The organism is Streptomyces sp. NPDC043896, from assembly GCF_056435605.1.
Map to the genome: position 1 here is coordinate 108,991 of NZ_JBWKEE010000001.1, position 24,899 is coordinate 133,889.

Sequence of the window (24,899 nt, forward strand, 5' to 3'; positions counted from 1 at the left end):
CGTGCCGCACGACAGCGACTCCTCGTACGACTACGACGTCATCGTGATCGGATCGGGCTTCGGCGGATCCGTCGCGGCGCTCCGCCTCACCGAGAAGGGCTACCGGGTCGGCGTCCTGGAGGCAGGACGCCGCTTCACCCGCGAGGACCTGCCCCGCAACAGCTGGGACCTGCGCAACTACCTGTGGGCGCCCGCCCTCGGGCTGTACGGGATCCAGCGCATCCACCTGCTCGGCAACGTGATGGTCCTCGCCGGCGCCGGGGTCGGCGGCGGCTCCCTCAACTACGCCAACACCCTGTACGTGCCGCCCGCCGCCTTCTTCGAAGACCGCCAGTGGGCGTCCATCACCGACTGGCGGGCGGAACTCGCCCCGTACTACGACCAGGCCAAGCGGATGCTCGGCGTACGGCTCAACCCGACGCTCACCCCCTCCGACGTGCACCTGAAGGCCGTCGCCGAGAGGATGGGCGTCGGCGACTCCTTCCACATGGCCCCGGTCGGCGTCTTCTTCGGCGACGGCGCCGACGCCCGGGGACAGCAGAAGGTCCGCCCCGGCCAGGAGGTCCCCGACCCCTACTTCGGAGGCGTGGGACCCGCCCGCAGGGCCTGCACCGAGTGCGGGGAGTGCATGACGGGCTGCCGGCACGGCGCGAAGAACACCCTGGGCGAGAACTACCTGTACCTCGCGGAGAAGGCCGGGGCGGAGATCCGTCCCATGACCACCGTCACCGCCCTCTCCGAGCACCCCGACGGCGGCCTCCGCGTCCGGATCGTCCCCACCTCCGACCGCCGCGGGGGCAAGGCCCAGGTGCTGCGCGCCCGGCACGTGGTCGTCGCGGCCGGCACGTACGGCACCCAGACCCTGCTGCACACCATGAAGGACCTCGGCGAGCTGCCGCGGATCTCCGACCGGCTCGGCGACCTGACCCGGACCAACTCCGAGGGCCTGGTCGGGGCCCAGACCGACGACCGCCGCTACCGCAGGCGCCACGGCGGCGCGGCACGGGCGGACTTCACCCGGGGCGTGGCCATCACCTCGTCCGTGCACCCCAACGCCGACACACACATCGAGCCCGTCCGCTACGGCCGGGGCTCCAACGCCATGGGGTTCCTGACGATCCTCCAGGTGCCGCACGCCACGCACCGGGTACGGGCCTGGTTCGCCCGCACCGCCACCCACCCGGTGCAGCTGCTGCGCTCCCTGTCGAACCGGCGCTGGTCGGAGCGGACCATCATCGGCCTCGTCATGCAGTCCCTGGACAACTCCCTGACCACCTACCGCAAGCCCGGCGGCCTCGGAAAAGGCCTGCTGACCGCCCGCCAGGGGCACGGCGCGCCCAACCCGGTGCAGATCGCGGAGGCCACCGAGGCGGCGACCCTGCTGGCCGAGGAGATCAACGGCTTCCCCGGCAGCAACATCGGCGAGCTGATGGGCACCCCGCTGACCGCGCACTTCCTCGGCGGCTGCCCCATCGGCGCCTCCGCCGCGGAGGGCGTGGTGGACCCGTACCACCGGCTCTACGGGCACCCGGACATCTCGGTGGTGGACGGCTCGGCGGTCTCCGCGAACCTCGGGGTCAACCCGTCGCTGACCATCACGGCGCAGGCGGAGCGGGCGATGTCGTACTGGCCCAACAAGGGCGAGGCGGACCGGCGGCCCGCGCAGGGGGAGGCGTACGAGCGGCTGGAGGCGGTGGAGCCGGCCCGTCCGGCGGTGCCCGAGGAGGCCTTCGGGGCGCTGCGGCTGCCGTTCCTCGCGGTCCCCGAAGTCCCGCCGAGGCAACCGGAACCCGAGCGCTGACGCCGGGAACACGACCGCGGCGAGCACCGCGCTCCCCCTCCGAGCGCGGTACTCACCGCAGTACAAGAGTGGACAGGCGGTTGCCGAAAAAGGTTGTACCGGAATCCTTTGCTGCGGGCTGTGGTGTCGGTCACACGGTCGGAAGCGCAACCGCGACGGTGGTCCGGGGGTCAAGGGGGGCATGAGACAGCGCATCTCCCTGCTGGCCGCGTGCGGCCTGGTGGCCGTGGGGCTGACCACCCCCACCGCGATGGCCGCCGAATCCGCGGACCCCGTCTTCCGCCTCGACGGGCCGACCGCCCTCGCCCTCCGGCCCCACCCGGCGACGGGCACCCCGCAGCCGGTGTCCATGTCCTTCCGACTGGGCGACACCGGCTCCTTCGGCGGCGAGTTCACCTTCACCGTCGACCTGGCCAAGCTCGCCGGCATCGCCTCCGTGAAGGAAGCGGCGGGGGGCAGGAAGTGCGAGGACAAGGGGACCACCCTCGTCTGCAAGGACACGGGCCCCCACGCCGGAGTGGAGCTGGTGGCCACCGCCGTGAAGGACGCCCGGGACGGAGCCTCGGGCCGGCTCGCGGTCACCGGCACGGCCGCCGGAGCCACCGTCACCGCCGCCGGGACCACCCTCACGATCGGCGGCCCCGACCTGGTCATGCGGGACCTGAACCTGAAGAAGGACCCGAAGCCGGGCGAGAGCCAGGCCGTGCCCCTCGCGTTCCGCAACGACGGCACGCAGCCGGCGAAGGGGGTGGTCCTGCACCTGGAGGCCACCCGTGGCCTGGAGTTCCCGGAGCGGTACGACAACTGCACCTACCGCACCACCCGCGTCTCGACCACCGCCGTCTGCACCGTCGAAGGGGACTTCGAGGCCAAGGCCACCTACGAGCTGGCCGGCGACAGCCCGCTGCACCTGAAGGCCGGCGCGCACGCCCTCGACGAGCGCTTCGGCTACGGCATCTACCCGGCGGGCGACCCGCAGAACGCGCCGGACGCCAAGGCGCCCGACGCGGCCGGCGCCGCCGCCACCACCGTCGTCGGCCGGAAGCTGACCGCCCGCAAGAAGGCGGAGGCCGCTCCCGACCTGAACCCGGCCGACAACAAGCGCGTGGTCGAGCTCACCGTGCCGAACCGGGCCGACTTCGCCGCCGAGCCCCTCACCGTCAAGGGCGCCGCCGGAGCGAGGGTCAAGGCCGTCGTCGCCGCACGCAACAACGGCCCCGCCTGGGTCACCGGCACCGGCCCCGCCGCCGTGGTCGACGTCCTCCTCCCGAAGGGCGTGAAGGTCCTCACGGCTCCGGCCGCCTGCCGCGAGGCGCAGCCGGGGCTGTACCGCTGCGCCACCGGAGCGTCCGTGCTGGAGAAGGAGAAGCTCGCCTTCCCCTTCGAGCTGAAGATCGAGAAGGCCGTCAAGGACGCCAAGGGCGCCATCACCGTCGGCCGCCTCGGCGCGAAGGGCGAGCCCGAGAAGCACCGCTTCGACCCGGAGCTGGCCAACAACCAGGCCGCGTTCACGGCGAACCCGACGGTCACCCCGACGAAGTCGCCGAGCCCCTCCACCTCCGGCAGCCCCTCGGCGAGCACCTCCGCGAGCGCCTCGGCCTCCGCGGGGAGCAGCACCGGAGCCACCAGCGGCAACAACGCCTCGGCCGCCGCGGGCCGCACCGGCGGCCCGCTGGCCTCCACCGGCAGCACGGCCGGCCTGGTCGGCATCGCCGGCGCCGGCCTGACCGCCGTCGGCGCCGCGCTGTACCTGTCCTTCCGCCGCCGCGCCAACGGCGGCGCGCACGCGTAGGCGCGTAGCCGCGTAGCCGCTCGGCGGCGGAGTCGCGCGGGAGGGCGGAAAGGCGAACGGCCGGCCCGGGGCGTCCCCCGGGCCGGCCGTCCTCATGGGTGACCGGGCTGCTGTCCCCTGCCGTCCGGTCACGCGGAGGGAGCGAGGTCCCACGACGCGCGCCGTCGGGCGTCGCGCCTCATCGCTCCCGTGGAGCCACGCGTGGTGCTGCTTCCCGCGCCTGGCTGGCACGGACAACCTCACCAACGAAGACTCCCGGGGCCGGTCACGGCCCGGACGGGTGACGAACGGGCGACCGTGTCGTCAGACGCGTCCCCGGCACAGCTCCAGCAGGGTCATCGCCAGGGCGGTCCCGGGCTTGCCGAGGGCGTCGCTCCAGTGCGACAGCACCTCCATCTCGCGCGACAGGTGCACCCGCCGCCCGCCCGCCCCGATCCGGGCCTCCTGGATGACGGCCGACACGGCCATCCGCTCCTGGATCAGCCCGATGATCCGGTCGTCGAGGGCGTCGATCCGCTCGCGGGATCCGGCGATCAGCTGCTCGGGGGTGGTGGTGATCGTGCTCATGGCGTCTCTCCTGTGGTGGGTGGTGGCCGACAGGAGCGGAAACGCGGAGCGCCCCGGTCCTGTCGGACCGGGGCGCTCTGGGAAGTCAGCGGCTCAAGCGAGCATCACGCGGACCCATGGCGACCGGACCGGCCGGTGCCATAGGTAAAGAGGAAGCTCAGCTGCTTGCGCATGGTGTGGATTATGGCCCCCCTGCCCGCGCCCCGGCCAACCGGGCCCGGATGCTGAGACGCCCCGGCGGCGGCGCGTCCACGTCACGGCCGGGCGCCCCGGCCGTGACGTGGGCCTCGGATGGTGCGACAAACCGGCGGTCGGCGCCACCGGTAGAATCGACAAAACAGCCACCTCTTTCCGCCGGAAGGCCGTCCCGTGCCAGAAGCACCCTCCGCCGCCCACGACAGCGCCCCGGACACGGTCCTCGTCGTCGACTTCGGCGCGCAGTACGCCCAGCTCATCGCCCGCCGAGTCCGCGAGGCCCGCGTCTACAGCGAGATCGTGCCCAGCACGATGCCCGTGGCCGAGATGCTCGCCAAGGACCCGAAGGCGATCATCCTCTCCGGCGGCCCGTCCTCCGTGTACGAGGAGGGTGCCCCGCGCCTGGACGACGCCCGCGGCCTCTTCGAGTCCGGCGTCCCCGTCTTCGGCATGTGCTACGGCTTCCAGCTGATGGCGACGACCCTCGGCGGCACCGTCGACAACACGGGCGCGCGCGAGTACGGCCGTACCCCGCTGGCCGTCTCCAAGACCGGCTCCACCCTCTTCGAGGGCACCCCCGAGCACCAGTCGGTGTGGATGTCCCACGGCGACGCCTGCTCCGCCGCCCCCGAGGGCTTCACCGTCACCGCGTCGACGAACGTCGTCCCGGTCGCGGCCTTCGAGAACGACGAGCAGAAGCTGTACGGCGTGCAGTACCACCCCGAGGTGATGCACTCCACGCACGGTCAGCAGGTCCTGGAGCACTTCCTCTACCGGGGCGCGGGCCTGAAGCCCACCTGGACCACCGGCAACATCGTCGAGGAGCAGATCGCCGCGATCAAGGCGCAGGTCGGTGACAAGCGCGCCATCTGCGGACTGTCCGGCGGCGTGGACTCCGCGGTCGCCGCGGCCCTCGTGCAGAAGGCCATCGGCTCCCAGCTGACCTGCGTGTACGTCGACCACGGCCTGATGCGCAAGGGCGAGACCGAGCAGGTCGAGAAGGACTTCGTCGCGGCCACCGGCGTCCAGCTGAAGGTCGTCGACGCGCAGGAGCGCTTCCTGACCGCGCTGGCCGGCGTCTCCGACCCGGAGACCAAGCGCAAGATCATCGGCCGCGAGTTCATCCGCGTCTTCGAGCAGGCCCAGCTGGAGATCCTCCAGGAGGACGGCCCGGCGGTCGCCTTCCTCGTCCAGGGCACCCTGTACCCGGACGTCGTGGAGTCCGGCGGCGGCACCGGCACCGCCAACATCAAGTCCCACCACAACGTGGGCGGCCTGCCCGACGACATCGAGTTCGAGCTCGTCGAGCCGCTGCGCCAGCTGTTCAAGGACGAGGTCCGGATGGTCGGCCAGGAGCTCGGCCTGCCCGAGGAGATCGTCCAGCGCCAGCCCTTCCCCGGCCCCGGCCTCGGCATCCGCATCGTCGGCGAGGTCACCAAGGAGCGCCTGGACCTGCTGCGCGAGGCCGACGCCATCGCCCGCCACGAGCTCACCGCCGCCGGCCTGGACCGCGAGATCTGGCAGTGCCCGGTGGTCCTGCTCGCCGACGTCCGCAGCGTGGGCGTCCAGGGCGACGGCCGCACCTACGGCCACCCCATCGTGCTGCGCCCCGTCTCCTCCGAGGACGCGATGACCGCGGACTGGACGCGCATGCCGTACGAGGTGCTCGCCCGGATCTCGACCCGCATCACCAACGAGGTGCCGGACGTGAACCGCGTGGTCCTGGACTGCACCAGCAAGCCCCCGGGCACCATCGAGTGGGAGTAGTCCCCACCCGCCGTGCGCGCCGGAGCCGCCGCCCCCTGCGAGGGGGCGGCGGCTTCCGCCTTTCCCGCCGCCGCGCTCTGGCCACTTCGGGGCGGCCCCGGTAGCTTGCGCCGCGCACGGCCGCGCGCCGTCGACACCCGAAGGAGGGCGCATGCCGGATCGACCCGTACCCGTGCCGGTGGACCGGCTGGCCTTCGAGATGCCGCCCGTGCACGAGGACCCCGCCGAGGAGCGCGCCCACCGCAAGGAGCGGCTGGCCGGGGCGCTGCGGCTGCTGGGGCGCCTCGGGTACGAGGACGGCGTCTCGGGGCACGTCACCGCGCGCGACCCGGAGTTCGAGGACTGCTACTGGGTGAACCCCTTCGGCCGGGCCTTCGTCGGCCTGCGCCCGGAGGACCTGCTGCTGGCCGACGGGGACGGGCGGGTGCTGGAGGGCGGCCGGCGGCTCAACGAGCTGGCCTTCGCCGTGCACGCCGCCGTGCACCGGGCCCGGCCCGACGCGGTCGCGGTGGTCCGCACGCAGGGCCCGTACGGCAGGGCGCTGGCCTGCCTCGGCGAGCTGCTGGCCCCGGTCACCCAGGAGGCCTGCGCCTTCTACGAGGACCACGCGCTCCTGGACGAGTACCCGGGCGACGGCGCCGCCGACCCCGGCCGGATCGCCCGCGCCATCGGCCCGTACAAGGCACTGGTCCTGCGCAACCAGGGGCTGCTGACGGTCGGCGGCTCGGTCGACGCGGCCGCCTGGTGGTTCATCGCGGCCGAGCGGGCCGCACGGGTGCAGCTGACCGCCCGGGCGGCCGGCAAACCCGTGCCCGTCGACCACCGCGCGGCCCGGGCGACCCGCGCCCGGTTCGGCGGCGACCTCGCCGCCTGGGTGAGCTACCAGCCGCTGTGGCAGACCGTCGCGGACGGTGGCGTCAACATCATGAACCGTTAATCACCTGCTCTGACATCGTGCGCAATCCGGAGCACTGCCGCAGTGGTGCACAATTCGCTGGCATTGCACCGTAGTTCAGAGAGGCGGCACGCACGTGGCTGTCCAAGAGATGTCCCGGAGTACCCATACCGCCGTCTGCGCCTGCGACGACTGCGCGCGGGAGGGGCACCGCAGAGCGGTCGCCGCGTTCCTGGAGAAACGGGACGAGTTCGCCGCCGGGCAGGGCGTGCCGGCCGCGGTCGCCCACTCCCTCGGCGCCTCCCGCCAGTGGGTCTCCGACGAGCTGACCCTGTCCGCCCGCACGGTCGCCGACCGCGGACGGGAGGCCGGCAACTCCTGGCTGTACCTGTTCTCGCGGCGGGCCGTCCTCGCCCTGTGGATCGCCGCCGGGGTCCTGCTGCTGGTGCAGGTCGCCACCGCCGTCGGCACCGGCTGGTCCACCGCCCGCACCGCCGGACTCCTCGCCGCCCTCGTCCTGGCCGGGCTGCTCACCGTCGCCGCCCGCGCCCAGTCGCTGCGCGGCGGGCTGCTGGCGCCGGTCGTCGGGGAGGACAACCGGCTGTCCACCTCGAAGGCCGTGCCGAGCGCCTGGCTGGTGCTGACCGCGTTCGCGGCGCTGCTGCCCGCGCTGCGGCTGGCCGCCTCCCCGCCCGGCCCCGCGCGCGAAGCCCTGTACCAGGGGTTCGCGCTGGGGCGGGCGCTGCCGCTGCTGTCGGTGGTCGCGCTGACCTCGGCGGTGGCGGTGCTGGTGCGCCGGGTGGTCTGCGTACGGATCGCCGGGCAGCGGCTCCAGAAGCTCCCGGCGGACCGGCCGCGCGGCGTGGACCTGCTCACCGACGACGACGGCCGCGGCAGCTTCCCGGACGCGCAGTACGTCCTCGTCTCCACGGTCGTGCTGGCCTACGCGGCGGTGACGCTGGCCCGCTTCCCCGACCGGCTGCCGCACCTGCCGTGGGCGCTGGCCCTGCTGGTGGCGCTGTCGGCGGCCGTGTACCTCGCGGCGAAGTACGCCGAGGGCAGCCGCCCGCTGGTGCTCTCGGTGGTCCGCCGGCGCGAACCCGGGGACATCGACGCGGCCGTCCGGCCCGGCGACGACATCGAGATCCGGGGCGTCGGCTTCGTACCGCCCGGCGCGCGGACCCCCGAGATGCTCGCCCGGCTGGTCGTACGGGTCGGGGCGGTCCACGTGCACGTGCCGCTCGTCCCCGTCGCCGGCGGGTTCACCAACCCCTCCGATTCGGTCCTCACCGTCCCCGTGCCCGCGGAGGTCGAGCCCGGCCGGGTGGACATCCAGGTCGTCACGGCCGCCGGGGTGGAATCCAACCGCTGCATCATCGACGTGGCCGAGTGAACGGGGTAGACATGGGGGCGTGACGACCCGAACTGACGCCCCATCCGGGCAGCGGACCACCCCGCTCAAGGAGCGGGCCACCCGCTACGCGCTCCTCCCGCTGCGGATCTTCCTCGGCGTGACCTTCGTCTACGCGGGCATCGACAAGCTGACGGCCGCCGGATTCCTCGCCGAGACCGGCAGCGGCTCGATCGGCGAGATGATGCGCGGGGTGCGCGACACCTCCGCCGTCCCGGCCCTGGTGGACCTGGCCCTGAAGGCCCCCGTCGGCTTCGGCGTCGCCATCGCCATCGGGGAACTCCTCGTGGGACTCGGCGTCCTCGCCGGGGTGCTGACCCGGATCGCCGCCGCCGGCGGACTGCTGATCTCGCTCAGCCTGTGGCTCACCGTCTCCTGGGCCGTCACCCCGTACTACTACGGCAACGACCTCGCCTACCTGATGGCCTGGACCCCGCTGGTCCTCGCGGGGGCGCCCTACTGGTCGTTCGACTCGATGATCCGGTCGCGCTGATCCCGGCGTACGGCGTACGTCACCAGACCGACCAGCGCGGCCAGCACCAGCCCGCCCATCGCGAACGGGACCACCAGGAACCACGGCACGTCCGCCTCGCCGGCCGCGTCGAGCAGGTAGAGCACCCCCGCCGTGGTCAGGACCAGCCCCGCCAGCAGCCGTCCCGGCTGGAACTCATGACGCCGCACGGGCCACCTCCACCTGTCCCACGCCCGCCTCCAGGCGCAGCTCGATCGTCCCGCCGGCCTCGGTGCCGGCCGCCGGGGGCAGGGTCGCCCGCCGGTTCTCCCCGCCGCTCTTGATCCGGATGCCGGGGCCGGTGTCCCCGGGCATCTCGATGTCCCCGACCCGGATCGACACGTCGGCCTGCGCGGTGACCTCCCGGGGCACGACCACCTTCAGCCGGCCCGCCTCGATGGAGGCGCGCACCGTCACGGTGGTCCCCTTGGGCACGTCCAGGCGGCTCAGGTCCAAGGTCGCCAACCCCGTCCGCGCCTCGTACGCGGGCCGTACGTCGGCCACCGCCGCCGGCCGCCAGGCCACGTCCTGCCAGTCGGTGCCGATCTCACGCGGCAGCACCATCGCCCCCGCGAGCAGCCCGGCGGTGAGCAGGCCGAGCAGGACCGTGCCGAAACCGGTGCGGCCCTTGACGGAGCTGACCGCCAGACCCAGCCCGAAGACGGCCAGCGCGGACGCCAGGCCCACCTGGAGGGCGTGCCCGAGGGTGCTGTCCTCCCACACCGCGGCGGTGCCGGCCGCCCCCGCCAGCAGGGCCAGCACGAACACCCGGCCGCCGATGCCGCCGCGCGACCGCGCGGCCGCGCCGCGCCGGGGCTTCGCCGGGCCGGCGCCCGGCCGGTCCCGGTCCGAGCCCTCGTCGTCCGGCCCCCACAGGTAGCCGCTCGAACCGACAGGGCCCGTGGTGCCGTCCTTGACCAGCGGGTCCCGCCACCAGGAGGGGCTGCCCGGCACCGGCGGCGCCTGCGTCTCGGGCGGCGCCGGACGGTGCGCGGCCGACGCCTGCGCCTGCGCCTGCGGGACGGCAGCGCCGCGGCGCTGCCGGGACCAGTACGAGGCCCCGCCGAGCGCCAGGACGACCAGCACCGAGAAGGCGCCCATCACCCCGTTGTCCAGCATCGACAGGAACAGCGCGCAGCCCACCAGCGCGGTGAACACGGCCGCCAGGGTGGCGCCCTCGACCCGGCCGGTCAGCAGCCGCTTGCCCTCGCTGTCCTCCTCGCCCTCCAGGGGCAGCAGCAGCCACGCGAAGCCGTAGAAGATCAGACCGACGCCGCCGGTGACGGCGAGCACCCCGAGCACGATCCGGAACACCACCGGGTCCAGGTCGAAGTAGCGGCCGAGGCCGCCGCACACGCCCGCGAGGACCTTGTCGCGCCTGCCGCGCCGCAGGGGCGGCCGCTCGGCGGGGGCGGGCGCCCCCGGATCGTCCCCGGGACCCGGCCCGGAGGTGCCCCCGGACGGGGCGTCGTGTACGTCGGTCATGTGTCCATGGTGACGGGCGGTGCGGGCCCGCGGCACCGGGCCCGACCCTGGCGCAACCCTGATATCCCCCCTACCGAACTGGGGGGATGCCCTGATGCCGGGCCGCGCCCGGGCGTGTGACCCTTGGTGACATGCCCGCAGTCGCCGCCCCACGCATCCCCCACGCCCCCGACCAGGAGGACGTCCCGCAGCGCAGGCTGTACCGCAGCGCGGACGGCCGGATGCTCGGCGGGGTCGCGCGCGGCCTCGCCGGACACCTCGGGCTGCCCGTGATCTGGGTCCGGCTCGCCTTCCTCGGCACGTTCACGTTCGGGGACGGGCTCGGCGTCCTGCTCTACGCGGCGTTCTGGGTCTTCGTACCGCTCGGCCAGGGCGGCAAGACCGGACACCACTCCTTCTTCGAGAGCTTCGACGACGGCACCCGCCGCCTGCGCAAGCCCGACAAGGGAGCGGTCTCCGGCCTGATCGCGCTGGCAGTCGGCGCCGGCATCTTCTTCTCCCAGCTCCGCTTCGGCGGCGAGAACGGCCGCTACATCTGGCCCACCCTGCTCGTCGGGGCCGGGGTCGTCCTCGTCTGGCGCCAGGCCGACAACGCCCGCCGCGCCCACTGGAGCAGCGCCGGGGACCGCCGCAAGCGCGTCTTCCAGGCCGCCCGCGCGCTCGCCGGCGTCGTCCTGGTCGGGGTGGGCCTGACCGTGTTCATCGTCGTACGCGGCTCCGCGGCCCAGCTCGGCAACCTCCTCACCGCCGTCCTCGCCGTCCTCGTCGGCATAGCCCTGCTCGCCGGACCCTGGCTGATCCGCATGACCCAGGACCTCTCCGAGGAGCGCCTCATGCGCATCCGCGCCCAGGAGCGCGCCGAGGTCGCCGCCCACGTCCACGACTCGGTGCTGCACACCCTCACCCTGATCCAGCGCAACGCCGAGGACGTCGGCGAGGTCCGCCGCCTGGCCCGCGCCCAGGAGCGGGAGCTGCGCAACTGGCTGTACAAGCCCGAGGGCACCGGCAAGGACGAGGCCGAGGAGCCGGCCACCCTGGCCGAGGCCGTGAAGAAGACCGCCGCGGACGTGGAGGACCACCACGGCGTCCCGATCGAGGTCGTCGTCGTCGGAGACTGCCCGCTCGACGAGAAGCTGGGCGCCCAGATCCAGGCCGCGCGCGAGGCGATGGTCAACGCCGCCAAGTACGGTGGCGACGGCGGCCCCGTCCAGGTGTACGCGGAGGTCGAGGGCCAGACGGTGTTCGTGTCCGTACGGGACCGCGGACCGGGCTTCGACATGGACGCGGTACCGGACGACCGCATGGGCGTACGAGAATCGATCATCGGCCGGATGCAGCGCAACGGGGGGACCGCGACGCTGCGGTCCGCACCCGACGGCGGCACGGTAGTCGAGCTGGAGATGGAGAGGGCGGCGAAGACAGCATGACCGAGGACAACGCGACCACCGGCGGCGCGAGCAGGAGGGTCCGGGTGGTCCTCGTCGACGACCACCGGATGTTCCGCACCGGCGTCCAGGCCGAGATCGGCGAGACCGCCCGGACCGGGGTCGAGGTCGTCGGCGAGGCCGCCGACGTGGACCAGGCCGTCACCGTCATCACCGCCACCCGCCCCGAGGTGGTCCTCCTCGACGTGCACCTCCCCGGAGGCGGCGGCGTCGAGGTGCTGCGGCGCTGCGCCCCGCTGATGGCGGCGGCTGAGAACCCGGTGCGGTTCCTCGCGCTGTCCGTGTCGGACGCCGCCGAGGACGTCATCGGCGTCATCCGCGGCGGTGCGCGCGGCTACGTCACCAAGACCATCACCGGCACCGACCTGGTGGACTCCGTCTTCCGGGTCCAGGACGGGGACGCGGTGTTCTCGCCCCGCCTGGCCGGCTTCGTCCTGGACGCCTTCGCCTCCACGGACGCCCCGCCGGTCGACGAGGACCTGGACCGGCTCACCCAGCGCGAGCGCGAGGTACTGCGGCTGATCGCGCGCGGGTACGCGTACAAGGAGATCGCCAAGCAGCTGTTCATCTCGGTGAAGACCGTCGAATCGCACGTCTCCGCGGTCCTCAGGAAGCTCCAGCTCTCCAACCGGCACGAGCTGACCCGCTGGGCGACGGCCCGCCGGCTGGTCTGATCCGGCCCGACCCGGCCGGATGTGATCCACGCCGCAGGCGCGGGGGGCAACCGGAAGGCGGCGCACCCGACTCTTGGGTGGCGTGATGAGCCTGACGGGGACCCCCCTCTTCGCGACGGCGGTCGCCCTGACCGTGATCGCCGTCGTCCTGCCGCTGGCCGTGTGGAGCAAGGTGCGCGGCCCCGCCGCGGCACGCGTCGCCGTCCGCGCCGTGATGGTGGTCTTCGCGCAGGTGACCGCGGTCGCCCTGGTGTTCGTCGGGCTCAACCGGGAGATGAACTTCTACGTCTCCTGGGCCGACCTGATGGGCACCGGCACGTACGTCCAGGCCGCCCCCGACCTCGGCCCCGACGGCATGGGCGGGAAGAAGGCCGAACAGGTCAGGCAGGAGCCGAAGGCACGCCAGGAGTTCGTACCGGTCGAGGGCCTCGGCGGGCGGGTGAAGAAGACCGAGCTCGACGGCAAGATCTCCGGGGTCAAGGGCGACGTCCTGGTGTGGCTGCCGCCGCAGTACGACGACCCCGCCCACAAGGACAGGAAGTTCCCGGTCGTCGAGCTGATCCCGGGCATACCCGGCACGGGCAAGTCCTGGTTCCAGGGGCTCAAGGCGCACGAGGTGCTGGAGCCGCTGATGAAGGAGGGCAAGGTCCAGCCCTTCATCCTGGTCTCCCCGCGCGCCATGCTGCTGGGCAACGGCGACACCGGCTGCGCCAACATCCCCGGCAAGGTCAACGCCGACAGCTGGTTCAGCGTCGACGTCCGCAAGATGGTCACCGACAACTTCCGCGCCTCCGACGAGGCCCGCACCTGGGGCATCGCCGGCTACTCGGCGGGCGCGTACTGCGCCGCCAAGCTGGCCATCCTGCACCCCGACCGCTACAGCGCCGCCGTCTCCCTCTCCGGCTACAACGACCCCGGCCAGGAGCCCAGCTCGCTGGTGGCCAAGGACCCGGAGCTGCGCCGCGCCCACAACCTGAAGGAACTGCTCAGGACCCAGCCGGCCCCGCCGCCGGTCGCGCTGTGGATGTCGGGCGCCGAGCACGACGGCTACCTGTCCGGTACGGACCTCAAGGCGCTCGCGCAGAGCCCGACCACGGTGCACGCGGAGAAGATCACCGGCGGCCACAACCTGGAGGCGTGGTCCAAGCAGCTCCCGCAGACCTTCGGATGGCTCAGCCAGCAGGTCAAGACGCCGTAGCCGCCCCTCACGCGGGACGGGAGGCGCCCGCCCAGGGCATGGAGGCGACGGGCGCCAGCCGGACCGTGGAGCCGGGGCGCGGGGCGTGGATCATCTGGCCGTTGCCGACGTACATGCCCACGTGGGTGACCCCGGAGTAGAAGAAGACCAGGTCCCCGGGGGCCAGCTGGTCCCGGGAGACCCGCCGCCCCGCGTTGATCTGGGTGTAGGTGGTGCGGGGCAGGGACACCCCGGCCGCGCGCCACGCCGCCTGGGTCAGGCCGGAGCAGTCGTACGAGCCCGGCCCCGTCGCGCCCCAGACGTACGGCTTGCCGATCGCGCCGTACGCGAACGCCACCGCGCGGGCGGCCCGGGAGCCGTCGGAGGGCGGCGGCGGTGACTGGGGGCGGCCGGGCCCGGACGCGGCCGCAGGCGTTCCGGTGCCGGAACGGGCCTCGTACGCGGCCCGCTCCTCGGCGGTGAGCCGGGCCAGCAGCTGCCGGGCGGTGGCGAGCTTGCGCTCGATGACGGCCTTCTGCTCGGCGAGCTCGTGCTGCCGGTCGCGCAGGTCCGCGAGCCGGGCGGCGGCCTGGCCGCGCAGCCGTCCGACCTCGTCGAGGCCGCGCTTGACGGCGGCCACCTCCGAGGCGGTCCGGTCGCCGGCCCGGGAGAGCAGGCCGGCCCGGTCGAGGTAGTCCTGCGGATCGGAGGCCATGGCCAGCTGGAGGGCCGGTCCCAGGCCGCCGCTGCGGTACTGGGTGGCGGCGAGGGAGCCCAGGGCGCTGCGGGCGGTGTTCAGCCGGTCCGTCTTGCGGGCGGTCTCCTCGCGCAGGCCGGTCAGCGCCCGCTCGGCCTCCTCCGCCCCGGCCTTCGCCCCGTTGTACTTCTCGGTCGCCGCCTCGGCCTCCCCGTAGAGCCGGTCGACCTCCGCCTTGACCTGGGCGGGGCCGGCCTGGGGGTCGGCGTGCGAGGTGCCTTCGAAGGCGGTGGCCGTGGCAGCGCCCGCGAGGGCGAGGGTGGCGGCGGTCCGTACGGTGCCGCCGGAGAACGGGCGCTGCCTGGGCTTTCGATGACTGGCCACGGGGGCCTCACGTCCTTCCGCTCGTCCCGTAGGTACCGGGGAGGTCTTGGGGGAGGACGCTAAACCTGAAGGTAACGGGCAGATGACGAGATGACCGGAACTGTCCTCGTCCGACCGGTAATGGATCTTGCTTGACCGGGCGGTGCCGGAGGACGGCGTTTCCCTTCCGCAGGCCGGCGCCTCAGCGCCGGAGGACGGAGTTTCCGTTCCGGAGGCCGGAGGCCGGAGGCCGGAGGCCAGAGGCCGGAGGCTCAGCGCCAGAGGACGGCGATGAAGACGTTGGCCACGGTCAGACCGCCGACCGCAGCGAAGACGCCCTTCTCGACCCGCTCCTCGTCGCGCTTCACGTAGACGAGCGCCAGGACCACGAACAGGATCGCCAGCTTCACGCCGATCTTGACGTGGTTGAGCGGGGCGCCGTCGCCCATCTCGCGGAAGCCCACCAGCAGCACGCCGGTGACGAGCATGGTCAGCGCGCCGTGCAGCATCGCGGGCACGAAGCGTGCCGTGCCCGCGCCCATCGCCTTCATCTGGGTCAGGAACCCGCCGAGGAGGGAGGCGATGCCGATGATGTGCAGGCCGACGAAGATGTTGGTGAGAACCGTCATGCCGCCGAGCGTACGGGGCACGGTTTCCGCGGGATTTCCCGGGGGCGGGACCGGCTGTCGGTCCCGCCCCCTAGACTCGGAAGGCGATGAGCAGCCTCTTTGACGACAGCTTCCTGGCCGACCTCACCCCCTCCGACGAGGTCCCCCCGCCGCCCGAGGAGCACCCCGAGCCGGAGCCCGGCGCGGACGACCTCTTCGGGGGTGCCTTCGACCTGCCCATGAGCGGGGACGCGTACTACCGGGACGGCGCCCCGCGCCCCGTCATCGACCCCGCGACCCTCCTGGACGGGCTGAACGAGCAGCAGGCCGCCGCCGTGGTGCACGCCGGCTCGCCGCTGCTCATCGTCGCCGGCGCCGGCTCCGGCAAGACCCGGGTGCTCACCCACCGCATCGGCCACCTGCTGTCCGCGCGGAACGTCCACCCCGGCCAGATCCTGGCGATCACCTTCACCAACAAGGCCGCCGGCGAGATGAAGGAGCGCGTCGAGGGCCTGGTCGGCCCCCGCGCCAACGCCATGTGGGTCTCCACGTTCCACAGCGCGTGCGTGCGCATCCTGCGCCGCGAGTCGAAGCGGCTCGGCTTCACCTCGTCGTTCTCGATCTACGACGCGGCCGACTCGAAGCGCCTGATGGCGCTCGTCTGCCGCGACCTGGACCTGGACCCGAAGAAGTTCCCGCCCAAGTCCTTCAACGCCAAGATCTCGAACCTGAAGAACGAGCTGATCGACGAGGACGCCTTCGCCGCCCAGGCCGCCGACGGCTTCGAGAAGACCCTCGCCCAGGCGTACGCGATGTACCAGGGGAGGCTGCGCGAGGCCAACGCGCTCGACTTCGACGACATCATCATGACCACCGTCCACCTCCTCCAGGCCTTCCCGGACGTGGCCGAGCACTACCGGCGCCGTTTCCGCCACGTCCTGGTCGACGAGTACCAGGACACCAACCACGCCCAGTACACGCTGGTGCGCGAGCTGGTCGGCCCCGGCTACCCGGACCTGCCGCCGGCCGAGCTGTGCGTGGTGGGTGACGCCGACCAGTCGATCTACGCCTTCCGCGGCGCGACCATCCGCAACATCCTCCAGTTCGAGGAGGACTACAAGGACGCGACGACGATCCTGCTGGAGCAGAACTACCGCTCCACCCAGACGATCCTCTCGGCCGCCAACGCGGTCATCGAGCGCAACGAGAACCGCCGCGCCAAGAACCTGTGGACCCAGGCCGGCACCGGCGCCGTGATCACCGGCTACGTCGCCGACACCGAGCACGACGAGGCCCAATTCGTCGCCGACGAGATCGACCGGCTCACCGACGCCGGCGACGCCAAGGCCGGCGACGTCGCGATCTTCTACCGGACCAACGCCCAGTCGCGCGTGTTCGAGGAGATCTTCATCCGCGTCGGTCTCCCGTACAAGGTCGTCGGCGGTGTCCGCTTCTACGAGCGCAAGGAGGTCAGGGACGTCCTGGCCTACCTGCGGGTCCTCGCCAACCCCGAGGACAACGTCCCGCTGCGCCGGATCCTGAACGTGCCCAAGCGCGGCATCGGCGAGCGCGCCGAGGCGATGATCGACGCCCTCGCGCTCCGCGAGAAGATCACCTTCCCGCAGGCGCTGCGGCGCGTCGACGAGGCCTTCGGCATGGCCGCCCGCTCGACCAACGCCGTCAAGCGGTTCAACGTGCTGATGGAGGAGCTGCGGACGATCGCCGACTCCGGCGCCGGCCCGGCCGTCGTGCTGGAGGCGGTGCTGGAGCGCACCGGGTACCTCGCCGAGCTCCAGGCGTCGACCGACCCGCAGGACGAGACCCGGATCGAGAACCTCCAGGAGCTCGCGGCCGTGGCCCTGGAGTTCGAGCAGGCCCGTGACGAGTCCAACCCGGGCACGCTGGCGGAGTTCCTGGAGCAGGTCGCGCTCGTCGCCGACTCCGACCAGATCCCGGACGAGGACACGGACGGCTCGGGCGTCATCACGCTGATGACCCTGCACACCGCCAAGGGCCTGGAGTTCCCGGTCGTCTTCCTGACCGGCATGGAGGACGGTGTCTTCCCGCACATGCGCGCGCTCGGCCAGACCAAGGAGCTGGAGGAGGAGCGCCGCCTCGCCTACGTGGGCATCACCCGCGCCCGCGAGCGGCTGTACCTGACCCGGTCCGGCATGCGCAGCGCGTGGGGCACCCCCTCGTACAACCCGCCCTCGCGGTTCCTGGAGGAGATCCCGGCCGAGTACCTCCAGTGGAAGCGCACGGGCGCCGCGCAGAAGCCGGCGGGGCCGGTGCGCGGTTCCGGGTACGGCTCGTCCTCCGGGAAGGCTTCCTTCGGGACCTCGCCCGAGGCGTTCCTGTCCTCGTCGCGCACGCGGTCCGGCCCGTCCGGCTTCGCCACGCGCCGGGCCGCCGACAAGCCGGTCGTCGCGCTGTCCGTCGGGGACCGGGTCACGCACGACCAGTTCGGGCTCGGCACGGTCATGGAGGTCCGGGGTGCCGGCGCGGACGCGCAGGCCACCATCGACTTCGGGGACGCCAAGCCGAAGCGGCTGCTGCTGCGTTACGCGCCGGTGCAGAAGCTGTAGGGCCTGGGGCCTGGGGCCTGGGGCCTGGGGCCCGGGGCCCGGGGCGCCGGGGTTCGGATGCGGGGTGCCGGGGCCTTCGGGGCCCCGGCCCGTCACCGGCGTCGGCTCAGCTCGGGTCCAGGCCGTGGCTGCGCAGCCAGGCCGCGGGGTCGACCGCGGAACCGCCGCCGGGGCGCACCTCGAAGTGGAGGTGCGGGCCGGTGGAGTTGCCGGAGTTGCCGGAGTACGCGATGACGTCACCGGCCTTGACCTTGCCGGAGCGGATCTTGGTGCTGCCGAGGTGGCAGTACCAGGTCTCGGTGCCGTCGGGGGAGGTCACTATGGCCATGTTGCCGTAGGCGCTGTTCCACTGGGTGCGCACGGTGCCGTCGGTGGCGGCCATGACCGGCGTGCCGTAGCCGACGGGGAAGTCGATGCCGGTGTGCACCGACATCCACATGCCGCCCGCCTGGCCGAAGCTGGCGCTCAGGCCGCGCTGGGCGACGGGCACCGCGAACTTGGGACGGGCCGCCTCCTTGGCCGCCGCCTCCTCCGCCCGCTTCTTCTTCTCTTCTTCCTGGCGCTGCTTGAGGTCGATGCGCTCCTGGGTGCGGCTCGCGCGGTCCGCGAAGTCGCCGGCGTCGGCGCTGAGCGCCGCCAGCTGCGTGTCGAGCTTGTTGTTCGCCTCGACCGGCTTCACCGACGCCGGGTCGGGGGCGGCCATCGTGGTCGTCTCCTCGGCCGGCTTGTCGCCGCCGGTGAGTCCGCCGACGGAGGCGGCGGCGACACCCGCGACGCCCATCACGCAGGCCGAGGGCACGGCCACCGTCAGGAGGGCGGACCGCTTGGCCGGGTTGCGGCGGCCCCTTCCGGCGGCGGGGTTGGCCTTGGCGGTGGTGCTGCGGCCGGCACCGCCCTTGCCGCCCTTGCCGCCGGCCCGGCGGCCGGCGCGGGGCGCGGCGGCCGCCGGGGTGACGGCCATGGCCTGCGTGGGCATGTCGTGGACGGGGGCGTCCGGGAGGTCCGGCTCGTCCTCGGCCGTGACGGCCAGGGGTTCGAAGACGGAGGTCTCGTCGTCGGCGTACGGATCGGTGTACGCGTCGGCGTCGGCGTACGCGGGGGTGCCGGCGTACGCGGGGGTGTCGGCGTACGCGTCGGCGTCGGTGTAGCCGCCCGCTCCGCCGGTTTCCGCGGAGCCTGCCTCGGTGAACACCGGGACCACGGTCGTGGCCTCGTAGCCCGTGGCCGGGACCTCGTCGGAGCCGCCGCCGTTCCAGGCGGTGGCGTCGTAGGTGCCGGTCTCCTGCCCGTAGCCGGGGAGGGTCCAGTGGCCGGTCTGCTCGACGCCCGCGGAGTCGTAGCCGTAGGAGGCCGGCTGGTAGTCGGCGGTCGCGGAGTTCCAGGCGCTCGCGTCGAACTGGCCCGTGGTGTCCTCGGGGACGCTCTGGGCCGGGACGCTCGACAGGTAACTCTCCGGCGTCGTCCAGGCGGTGCTGTCGTACGCGCCGGTGCCGGCGGCGGACGGGTACGCCCCGTACGCGTCGTACGTTCCATAACTGCCGGAGGCGGCGGGGTCTGTGACGTACTGATACCCCTGGCCCTGCGTTTCGTAGGACAGGTACCCCTGGTCACCAGCGAAAGTGGTGGTGGAAAGGCCGTCGTACCCCGAATCGGGGTACTGGCCCGACGTCGGGCGGTCGTTCACCAACTTCTCTTTCGCCTCGGCAGTGGGGCCTGGGTGGCCGGGGAACTCAAGGTTCACCGGAGGAGAGCAGTGGCGTGACTGTACCCGGCGGTTACTCGCCTCGACAATCTTCCGGGGGTTTCGTCCTCAGCGGAACCGGGCATTCGGCCGTCTTTCGGTCGCGGCGAGACCGAGCCTTGGCCTTGAGTTCGAAATTCGTTCGACTGGAGGTCGACCGGTGTTGTAGGCGCGGGCGGGCAGACGGGCAGACGGGCAGACGGGCGGGCGTGCGCGCACTGTCGGACGGGCGGGGCTTCAGACGACGAGGCTCTGGTCCCCGGTTCCAGGAGCGGGGGCGCTCTCCGCGGGCGGCGGCGCCGCGTCCGCGGCGCGGAGCGGGCCGTCGAGGGCGCGCCGGACTGCGGTGATGACGGCGGGATGGACGGGGAGGGCGAGGTGCCCGATGCCGGTGACCTGCACGTTCGTCGCGTCCAGGTCCGGGTGCTCGATCCGGGCCGTGCCGGTGGGGGCCATCAGCGCGTCGAACTCGCTCCAGAACGCCACGAACCGGGTGCGGCAGCCGGGCGCGGGCGCGCGCAGCTCCGCCATCACCTCGGAGTCCGGGCGCATCTGGCGGACCAGCGGGTGCGCGTCCATGAAGGGGGCGACCCGGGTGCCGTCGTGCGGGGTGCCCAGGGTGACCAGCGTCCGCACGCGCGCGTCGCCGCCGAGCCGCTGGACGTAGTACCGGGCGACCAGCCCGCCGAGGCTGTGCCCGATGAGGTCCACCCGCTCCTGACCGCCGCGCTCGCACAGCTCCTCGACACGCCGGGCGAGGTGGCCGGCGGTCACGCGCAGATCGCGGGTGAAGGGGGAGTGGTTGTACGTCTCCACGCGCCGCCGGCCGCCCGAGCCGAGGGCGCGGCGCAGCAGGACGAAGACCGAGCGGTTGTCGGTGAAGCCGTGCAGGAGCAGCACGGGCGGCGGCTGTCCCGGTGCACGGGCCGGAGGCAGGGCACGAGGGCGTTCCTCCCGTATCCCCGTGGGGTAGAGGAGCAGGTGCCCGGCGAGCACCGCCGCCTCCAGGACCGCCGCCCGCAGGGCGGCGCCCGAGCGCGGCACGGGCAGCGGCGCGAAAGTCATCCCCATGGACGGCCTCCCCCTGGACCATTCGGGTGCGGGGCCGTGCTGCCGGCGCGGCCCCACCCCCATGCCGTGCGGCTGTCGGCGCGGTGGCGGGGCGGCGGGGCGGTGGTGAATCAACGGCGTCCCACGTGTGATTTCCCCCTCCCCGTTGACCGTGAAACGGTGCCGTGCGCAATGCTGTACTTAACGTTCGTTCACTCGGGAGGCAGTGCGATGGGTGTGACCGGTCCGATCCGTGTGGTGGTGGCCAAGCCGGGTCTCGACGGCCACGACCGCGGCGCCAAGGTGATCGCGCGGGCGCTGCGTGACGCCGGCATGGAGGTCATCTACACCGGCCTCCACCAGACGCCCGAGCAGATCGTGGACACCGCCATCCAGGAGGACGCGGATGCCATCGGCCTCTCCATCCTCTCCGGGGCGCACAACACGCTGTTCGCCCGCGTCATCGACCTCCTCAAGGAGCGCGACGCGGAGGACATCAAGGTCTTCGGCGGCGGGATCATCCCGGAGGACGACATCGCCCCCCTCAAGGCCAAGGGCGTCGCCGAGATCTTCACGCCCGGCGCCACCACCACCTCGATCGTGGACTGGGTCAACGCCAACGTCCGCCAGGCCTGACCCCGGCACCCTCCAGCCCGGCCCGGGGTACCTCCCGGCGGGCCGGGGGAGGAGCGGGCGCAGTGACGGCCCCCCGGGGACGCTGTCCGGGGGATCCGGGGGAGGGAACCGGTCCCGCGCGGTGTCCCCGCCGCAGGACCGGCCGCCGGGGTCAGGCCGTCGGCCTTAGGCCGCCGGGCTCAGGCCGCCGGTGTCAGTTCGGCGAGCATCGCCGCGCGCAGCCGCAGCGTGGCCACCAGCCGCTGGAAGGCCTCGGCCCAGTAGGCGGCGGCCCCCGGCGACCCGTCCGCGGGCTCCTGCGCGGCGGCCGTCAGGGCCTCCAGCCGGTCCGCCTCCGCCGGGTCCAGGCAGCGCTCGGCCAGGCCCATCACCCCGCTGAAGCTCCACGGGTAACTGCCCGCCTCGCGCGCCGCGTCCAGCGCGTCCACCACAGCCCGGCCCAGCGCCCCCGCCCAGGGGACCAGGCAGACGCCGAGCAGCTGGAAGGCCTCCGAGAGCCCGTGGGCGCGTATGAACTCCGCGACCCAGCCGGCCCGTTCCTCCTCGGTCAGGGTCTCCAGCAGCTTCGCCCGCTCCGCCAGCGACGCCGTGCCCGGGCCCGCCGCGGGCGGCGCCGACGCGGGACCCAGCAGGGCCTTCGACCACTCCGGATCGCGCTGGCGCACCGCCGCCCGGCACCAGGCGGCGTGTATCTCCTCCGCCCAGCCCTCCGCCACCGGCAGGGCCACGATCTCCGCCGGGCCGAGCCCGCCGAACCGCTCCCGCCAACAGGACAGCGGAGCCGCCTCCACCAGCTGCCCGAGCCACCAGGCCCGCTCCCCGCGCCCGGCCGGCGGGCGCTTGACCACGCCGTCGCGCAGCATCCCCGCGTCACACTCCGCCGGGGGCACCACCGCCTCCGGACCGACGCAGGCCAGCGCCCGCTCCGCCATCCGCCCGGCCAGAGCCGAGGCGGGCAGCGCGGACAGCAGCTCGGCGGCCGTCGCCCGGACGTTGCGGCTGCGGTCGGCCAGCGCCGCTTCCAGGAAGGGTTCGTCCCCGTACGACAGCCCGGACCGCAGCGAGTCGAGGAACATCAGCCGGTCCTCGGCGCGCTCCGTGGCCCAGGTCGTGGCCAGCAGCCGGGGAGCCGCCGCCGGCTCGTGCGCCCGGACGGCGCCGAGCAGGGCGACCCGCTCCGCGAACAGCCCCTCCTCCCACAGCCGGGCCACCGCCTCCCCGTCGGCCGGGTCGGGCAGTTCCCCGGTGCCCCCGGGCGCGCCGCGCAGGGCGAATCGCCACTCCGGGTTCAGCCGGGCCAGCCACAGCCCCCGCGCTCCGGCCAGGGCCAGCGCCTGCGGGCGCAGGTCGGTCCGGGCCCGGGCGGCGTCCAGCAGTGCCGGGACCAGGGCCGACGGCGCACGGTAGCCGTGCCGCGCGGCGGCCGCGAGCCACTGCGGGAGCAGCTCCGTCAGATCCGGGGCGGACCCCCGCCGGCCCCCGCCGCCCGCCGCGGTCCGGCCGGCCAGCAGCTGTGCGAGTCTGCGCCGGGCGGCGTCCGGGGGCGCCGGGCGCGGATCGCGCGCGGCGGGCCGGGGCGGCCCGGCGGCCTCGGCGGGCCGCAGCCCGGCGCGGCGGCGCAGGGTCTGCACCGCCGCCTCGTCGAGCAGCGCCTCCGGTGAGCCGCCCCGCCGCTCGGTACCCAGCAGCGCGGCGGTGACCAGCTCCTCCCAGTCCCGGTACGCCTCGGACCCCTCGTCACCCTTGCCCATCGGACCCCTCCCTCGTCACTCGTGCCCGTTACCGCCCGGCGGCCCGCCGCCGGTCTCCGCTGGTCCCCACCGGTCGGCCGCGCCGTCCGGCGGTCCGGTCCCGGCCCCTTCCCGGGACCGGACCGCCGGTGCGCGGTGTGCGTGCGTTCAGCTGGCGTGGTTGTCGTTCATTTCAAGCCCCCCGGCTTCTCGTGCTCTTCGCGGACCGGCGCCCCCGCGCCCGTCCGTCCCTCCCCTCGCCGCCCCCCTCCGACGGCATACGGGCCCCCAGGCCCCCTGTCTTCTCGGTTGGTTCCGCTGCGGCTCAGACCAGGGCCACCGGCTCGGCCGAGCCGGGCTGCCAGGCCGTCAGCGGGTTGAAGCCGCGGTGGCCGCACTCCCCGAAGACCGTGACCGGCCCGCCGCCCGAGAGGGCGGCGAGCTGCCACAGCCCGGACCGCGAACGGCCCTGCCCGAGCGCCACCGGCAGTGCGGACGTCCCCTGCGCGTCCGCCAGCTGCCAGGCCGCCTCGCCCCCTTCACCCGGTATCGGGATCACGGGGCCCAGCACCACCGGCCAGGACTCCAGCCACGGGTCCTCCCGCAGCGCGGCCCCGTAGGCCTCCAGGGCCTCGGCGGTGCCCACCCCGGGCGGAGTGCGGGCGGCCGGCACCGCGGCCGCGGTACGGTCCCCCAACTCCGCCCGCAGCCCCGCCGATCCGGGCCGGAAGCGGGCTTCCGCCTCCAGCACCAGTCCGACGGGCAGTGCCAGCCCCGGCGGCCGCCCGGGCGGGCCGAAGTCCAGCACCAGTGCCGGGCGTCCGCTCGCCAGCCCGCGCAGCCATATCCGACGGGTGGTGAGCCGGCCGTCCGGGGACACCGAGTCGTACTGGGCCAGTACGAGCCAGTGGTCCCGGACGGTCTCACCCTCCGCCGGGGACGGCAGCCCCACCCGGCTCCGGACGGTCGCGGCCAGCGGCTCCGGCAGCCCGGACACCCCCAGCCAGGCCCTGTCCAGCAGGTGCAGCAGCGCGAACTCCTCAAGCATCCTGGCGGGCCAGCCGGGGCCGCAACCGGGTATTGCCCCCAACTCCCTTACGCGCGCCGCCAGTCCGGGAGCCTGGGCGTCGACCATCCGGGCCGCGGCCTCCTCCCAGGGGGCGTAGCCCGCCTGCTGCTGACCGGCGATCCCGCCGCGCAGCAGGTCCACGAGACGCTGCTCCAGCTCGGCGACGCCCGCGCCGACGCGCTCGGCCCGCCGCTCCGCCCGCTTGCGGGCGGCCTCCGCGTCGACCGGGCCGGCCGCCGGGCGCGACGCCTTCGCCGCGCGCCCGGCGAGCCATTCCCCCGCCCAGTCCGGGGCGCCGGCCGGATCGCCGAACCCCTCCGCCGCCCAGAGCAGCAGCAGCCCCAGAGCGTGCTTGCACGGGAACTTCCGGCTCGGGCAGGAACACTTGTACGCGGGCCCCGTCAGGTCGACGACCGTCCGGTACGGCGTACTGCCGCTGCCCTTGCACAACCCCCACACCGCACCGGAAGCGGAACCTCCGGTCTGCGACCACGGACCCGCCCCGCCCAGCCTGCCCCCCGCCTTGCGCGACGCCTCGTCAGGAGCCAGAGCCAGTACCTGTTCCGCCGTCCAGCGGACCCCCTGCTCAGTCATGTCAACCACCGTAGAGAGCCCCACTGACAATCGCTCTGACCTGCAACGACGCCCCGAACAAGGGGCGTTGTCAGTGGCATGGTGCACGGTGGATCCAGCAGTCGGG

The 24,899-nt window shown here is 73.7% G+C and carries 20 protein-coding genes; 11 read left to right on the forward strand and 9 right to left on the reverse strand.

Features of this window, described 5'->3' with window-relative positions:
- The first annotated feature begins 1 nt into the window (after position 1).
- Positions 2-1,801, forward strand: coding sequence for a GMC oxidoreductase (locus tag AC069X_RS00585; RefSeq protein ID WP_478723594.1), 1,800 nt, complete (start codon positions 2-4; stop codon positions 1,799-1,801).
- A 181-nt stretch (positions 1,802-1,982) separates the two neighbouring features.
- Positions 1,983-3,593: a peptidase gene (locus AC069X_RS00590; RefSeq protein ID WP_478723596.1), complete on the forward strand. Its 1,611-nt coding sequence runs from the start codon at positions 1,983-1,985 to the stop codon at positions 3,591-3,593.
- Between the two features lie 303 nt (positions 3,594-3,896).
- On the opposite strand, the gene AC069X_RS00595 is transcribed toward AC069X_RS00590, so the two are convergent.
- Positions 3,897-4,193, reverse strand: coding sequence for a chorismate mutase (locus AC069X_RS00595; RefSeq protein ID WP_478724319.1), 297 nt, complete (start codon positions 4,191-4,193; stop codon positions 3,897-3,899).
- A 336-nt stretch (positions 4,194-4,529) separates the two neighbouring features.
- Between AC069X_RS00595 and guaA the strand changes: the two genes are divergently transcribed.
- The 4 genes from guaA (at position 4,530) to AC069X_RS00615 (ending at position 8,921) form a co-directional block, all read left to right on the forward strand.
- On the forward strand, positions 4,530-6,122 hold the full coding sequence (guaA, locus tag AC069X_RS00600; RefSeq protein WP_478723598.1) for a glutamine-hydrolyzing GMP synthase: 1,593 nt from the start codon (positions 4,530-4,532) through the stop codon (positions 6,120-6,122).
- A 151-nt stretch (positions 6,123-6,273) separates the two neighbouring features.
- The gene (locus AC069X_RS00605) at positions 6,274-7,059 is read left to right on the forward strand and encodes a class II aldolase/adducin family protein (protein WP_478723600.1); all 786 of its coding nucleotides are present in this window, start codon (positions 6,274-6,276) and stop codon (positions 7,057-7,059) included.
- A gap of 94 nt (positions 7,060-7,153) precedes the next feature.
- Positions 7,154-8,410: a hypothetical protein gene (locus tag AC069X_RS00610; protein ID WP_478723602.1), complete on the forward strand. Its 1,257-nt coding sequence runs from the start codon at positions 7,154-7,156 to the stop codon at positions 8,408-8,410.
- A gap of 19 nt (positions 8,411-8,429) precedes the next feature.
- Positions 8,430-8,921, forward strand: coding sequence for a DoxX family protein (locus AC069X_RS00615; protein ID WP_478723604.1), 492 nt, complete (start codon positions 8,430-8,432; stop codon positions 8,919-8,921).
- Here the strand turns inward: AC069X_RS00615 and AC069X_RS00620 are convergent.
- Positions 8,885-9,109, reverse strand: a complete 225-nt coding sequence (locus AC069X_RS00620; protein ID WP_478723606.1) for a hypothetical protein — start codon at positions 9,107-9,109, stop codon at positions 8,885-8,887. The two genes, AC069X_RS00615 and AC069X_RS00620, sit on opposite strands and share 37 nt — an antisense overlap.
- Positions 9,096-10,424 (reverse strand): PspC domain-containing protein, encoded by a 1,329-nt coding sequence (locus AC069X_RS00625; RefSeq protein WP_478723608.1) that lies wholly within the window; start codon positions 10,422-10,424, stop codon positions 9,096-9,098. The genes AC069X_RS00620 and AC069X_RS00625 overlap by 14 nt, the downstream gene beginning before the upstream one ends.
- A 131-nt stretch (positions 10,425-10,555) precedes the next feature.
- On the opposite strand from AC069X_RS00625, the gene AC069X_RS00630 reads away from it, so the two are divergent.
- From AC069X_RS00630 to AC069X_RS00640, 3 genes are all read left to right on the forward strand, one after another.
- Complete coding sequence (locus AC069X_RS00630) at positions 10,556-11,851, forward strand: PspC domain-containing protein (RefSeq protein WP_478723610.1); 1,296 nt, start codon at positions 10,556-10,558, stop codon at positions 11,849-11,851.
- Positions 11,848-12,543 (forward strand): LuxR C-terminal-related transcriptional regulator, encoded by a 696-nt coding sequence (locus AC069X_RS00635; RefSeq protein ID WP_478723611.1) that lies wholly within the window; start codon positions 11,848-11,850, stop codon positions 12,541-12,543. Before AC069X_RS00630 ends, AC069X_RS00635 begins: the two co-directional genes overlap by 4 nt.
- An 85-nt stretch (positions 12,544-12,628) precedes the next feature.
- Complete coding sequence (locus AC069X_RS00640; protein WP_478723613.1) at positions 12,629-13,741, forward strand: alpha/beta hydrolase; 1,113 nt, start codon at positions 12,629-12,631, stop codon at positions 13,739-13,741.
- Positions 13,742-13,748: 7 nt separating this feature from the next.
- Here AC069X_RS00640 and AC069X_RS00645 read toward each other — a convergent pair whose 3' ends face one another.
- Both AC069X_RS00645 and AC069X_RS00650 read right to left on the reverse strand, forming a co-directional pair.
- Entirely contained in the window at positions 13,749-14,801 is a 1,053-nt protein-coding gene (locus AC069X_RS00645; RefSeq protein ID WP_478723615.1) for a C40 family peptidase, read from the reverse strand.
- Between the two features lie 251 nt (positions 14,802-15,052).
- The gene (locus tag AC069X_RS00650) at positions 15,053-15,409 is read right to left on the reverse strand and encodes a hypothetical protein (protein WP_478723617.1); all 357 of its coding nucleotides are present in this window, start codon (positions 15,407-15,409) and stop codon (positions 15,053-15,055) included.
- Between the two features lie 86 nt (positions 15,410-15,495).
- Here AC069X_RS00650 and pcrA point away from each other — a divergent pair, with 86 nt between their 5' ends.
- Positions 15,496-17,973: a DNA helicase PcrA gene (gene pcrA, locus AC069X_RS00655; RefSeq protein WP_478723619.1), complete on the forward strand. Its 2,478-nt coding sequence runs from the start codon at positions 15,496-15,498 to the stop codon at positions 17,971-17,973.
- Positions 17,974-18,079: 106 nt separating this feature from the next.
- Here the strand turns inward: pcrA and AC069X_RS00660 are convergent, their stop codons facing one another.
- Both AC069X_RS00660 and AC069X_RS00665 read right to left on the reverse strand, forming a co-directional pair.
- Positions 18,080-19,657 (reverse strand): peptidoglycan DD-metalloendopeptidase family protein, encoded by a 1,578-nt coding sequence (locus AC069X_RS00660; RefSeq protein WP_478723621.1) that lies wholly within the window; start codon positions 19,655-19,657, stop codon positions 18,080-18,082.
- Between the two features lie 294 nt (positions 19,658-19,951).
- The gene (locus AC069X_RS00665; protein ID WP_478723623.1) at positions 19,952-20,785 is read right to left on the reverse strand and encodes an alpha/beta fold hydrolase; all 834 of its coding nucleotides are present in this window, start codon (positions 20,783-20,785) and stop codon (positions 19,952-19,954) included.
- Between the two features lie 210 nt (positions 20,786-20,995).
- Here AC069X_RS00665 and AC069X_RS00670 point away from each other — a divergent pair, with 210 nt between their 5' ends.
- Complete coding sequence (locus tag AC069X_RS00670) at positions 20,996-21,400, forward strand: cobalamin B12-binding domain-containing protein (protein WP_478723625.1); 405 nt, start codon at positions 20,996-20,998, stop codon at positions 21,398-21,400.
- Positions 21,401-21,579: 179 nt separating this feature from the next.
- Here AC069X_RS00670 and AC069X_RS00675 read toward each other — a convergent pair whose 3' ends face one another.
- Both AC069X_RS00675 and AC069X_RS00680 read right to left on the reverse strand, forming a co-directional pair.
- On the reverse strand, positions 21,580-23,151 hold the full coding sequence (locus AC069X_RS00675) for a DUF5691 domain-containing protein (protein WP_478723627.1): 1,572 nt from the start codon (positions 23,149-23,151) through the stop codon (positions 21,580-21,582).
- A gap of 304 nt (positions 23,152-23,455) precedes the next feature.
- Positions 23,456-24,793 (reverse strand): SWIM zinc finger family protein, encoded by a 1,338-nt coding sequence (locus tag AC069X_RS00680; protein WP_478723629.1) that lies wholly within the window; start codon positions 24,791-24,793, stop codon positions 23,456-23,458.
- Positions 24,794-24,899: the final 106 nt, after the last annotated feature.

Coding starts and splice junctions, on each gene's coding strand:
- AC069X_RS00590 (WP_478723596.1), top strand. CDS start 1,983: ATGAGACAGCGCATCTCCCTGCTGGCCGCGTGCGGCCTGGTGGCCGTG.
- AC069X_RS00605 (WP_478723600.1), top strand. CDS start 6,274: ATGCCGGATCGACCCGTACCCGTGCCGGTGGACCGGCTGGCCTTCGAG.
- AC069X_RS00625 (WP_478723608.1), bottom strand. CDS start 10,424: ATGACCGACGTACACGACGCCCCGTCCGGGGGCACCTCCGGGCCGGGT.
- AC069X_RS00630 (WP_478723610.1), top strand. CDS start 10,556: ATGCCCGCAGTCGCCGCCCCACGCATCCCCCACGCCCCCGACCAGGAG.
- AC069X_RS00635 (WP_478723611.1), top strand. CDS start 11,848: ATGACCGAGGACAACGCGACCACCGGCGGCGCGAGCAGGAGGGTCCGG.
- AC069X_RS00640 (WP_478723613.1), top strand. CDS start 12,629: ATGAGCCTGACGGGGACCCCCCTCTTCGCGACGGCGGTCGCCCTGACC.
- AC069X_RS00650 (WP_478723617.1), bottom strand. CDS start 15,409: ATGACGGTTCTCACCAACATCTTCGTCGGCCTGCACATCATCGGCATC.
- pcrA (WP_478723619.1), top strand. CDS start 15,496: ATGAGCAGCCTCTTTGACGACAGCTTCCTGGCCGACCTCACCCCCTCC.
- AC069X_RS00665 (WP_478723623.1), bottom strand. CDS start 20,785: ATGGGGATGACTTTCGCGCCGCTGCCCGTGCCGCGCTCGGGCGCCGCC.
- AC069X_RS00670 (WP_478723625.1), top strand. CDS start 20,996: ATGGGTGTGACCGGTCCGATCCGTGTGGTGGTGGCCAAGCCGGGTCTC.
- AC069X_RS00675 (WP_478723627.1), bottom strand. CDS start 23,151: ATGGGCAAGGGTGACGAGGGGTCCGAGGCGTACCGGGACTGGGAGGAG.
- AC069X_RS00680 (WP_478723629.1), bottom strand. CDS start 24,793: ATGACTGAGCAGGGGGTCCGCTGGACGGCGGAACAGGTACTGGCTCTG.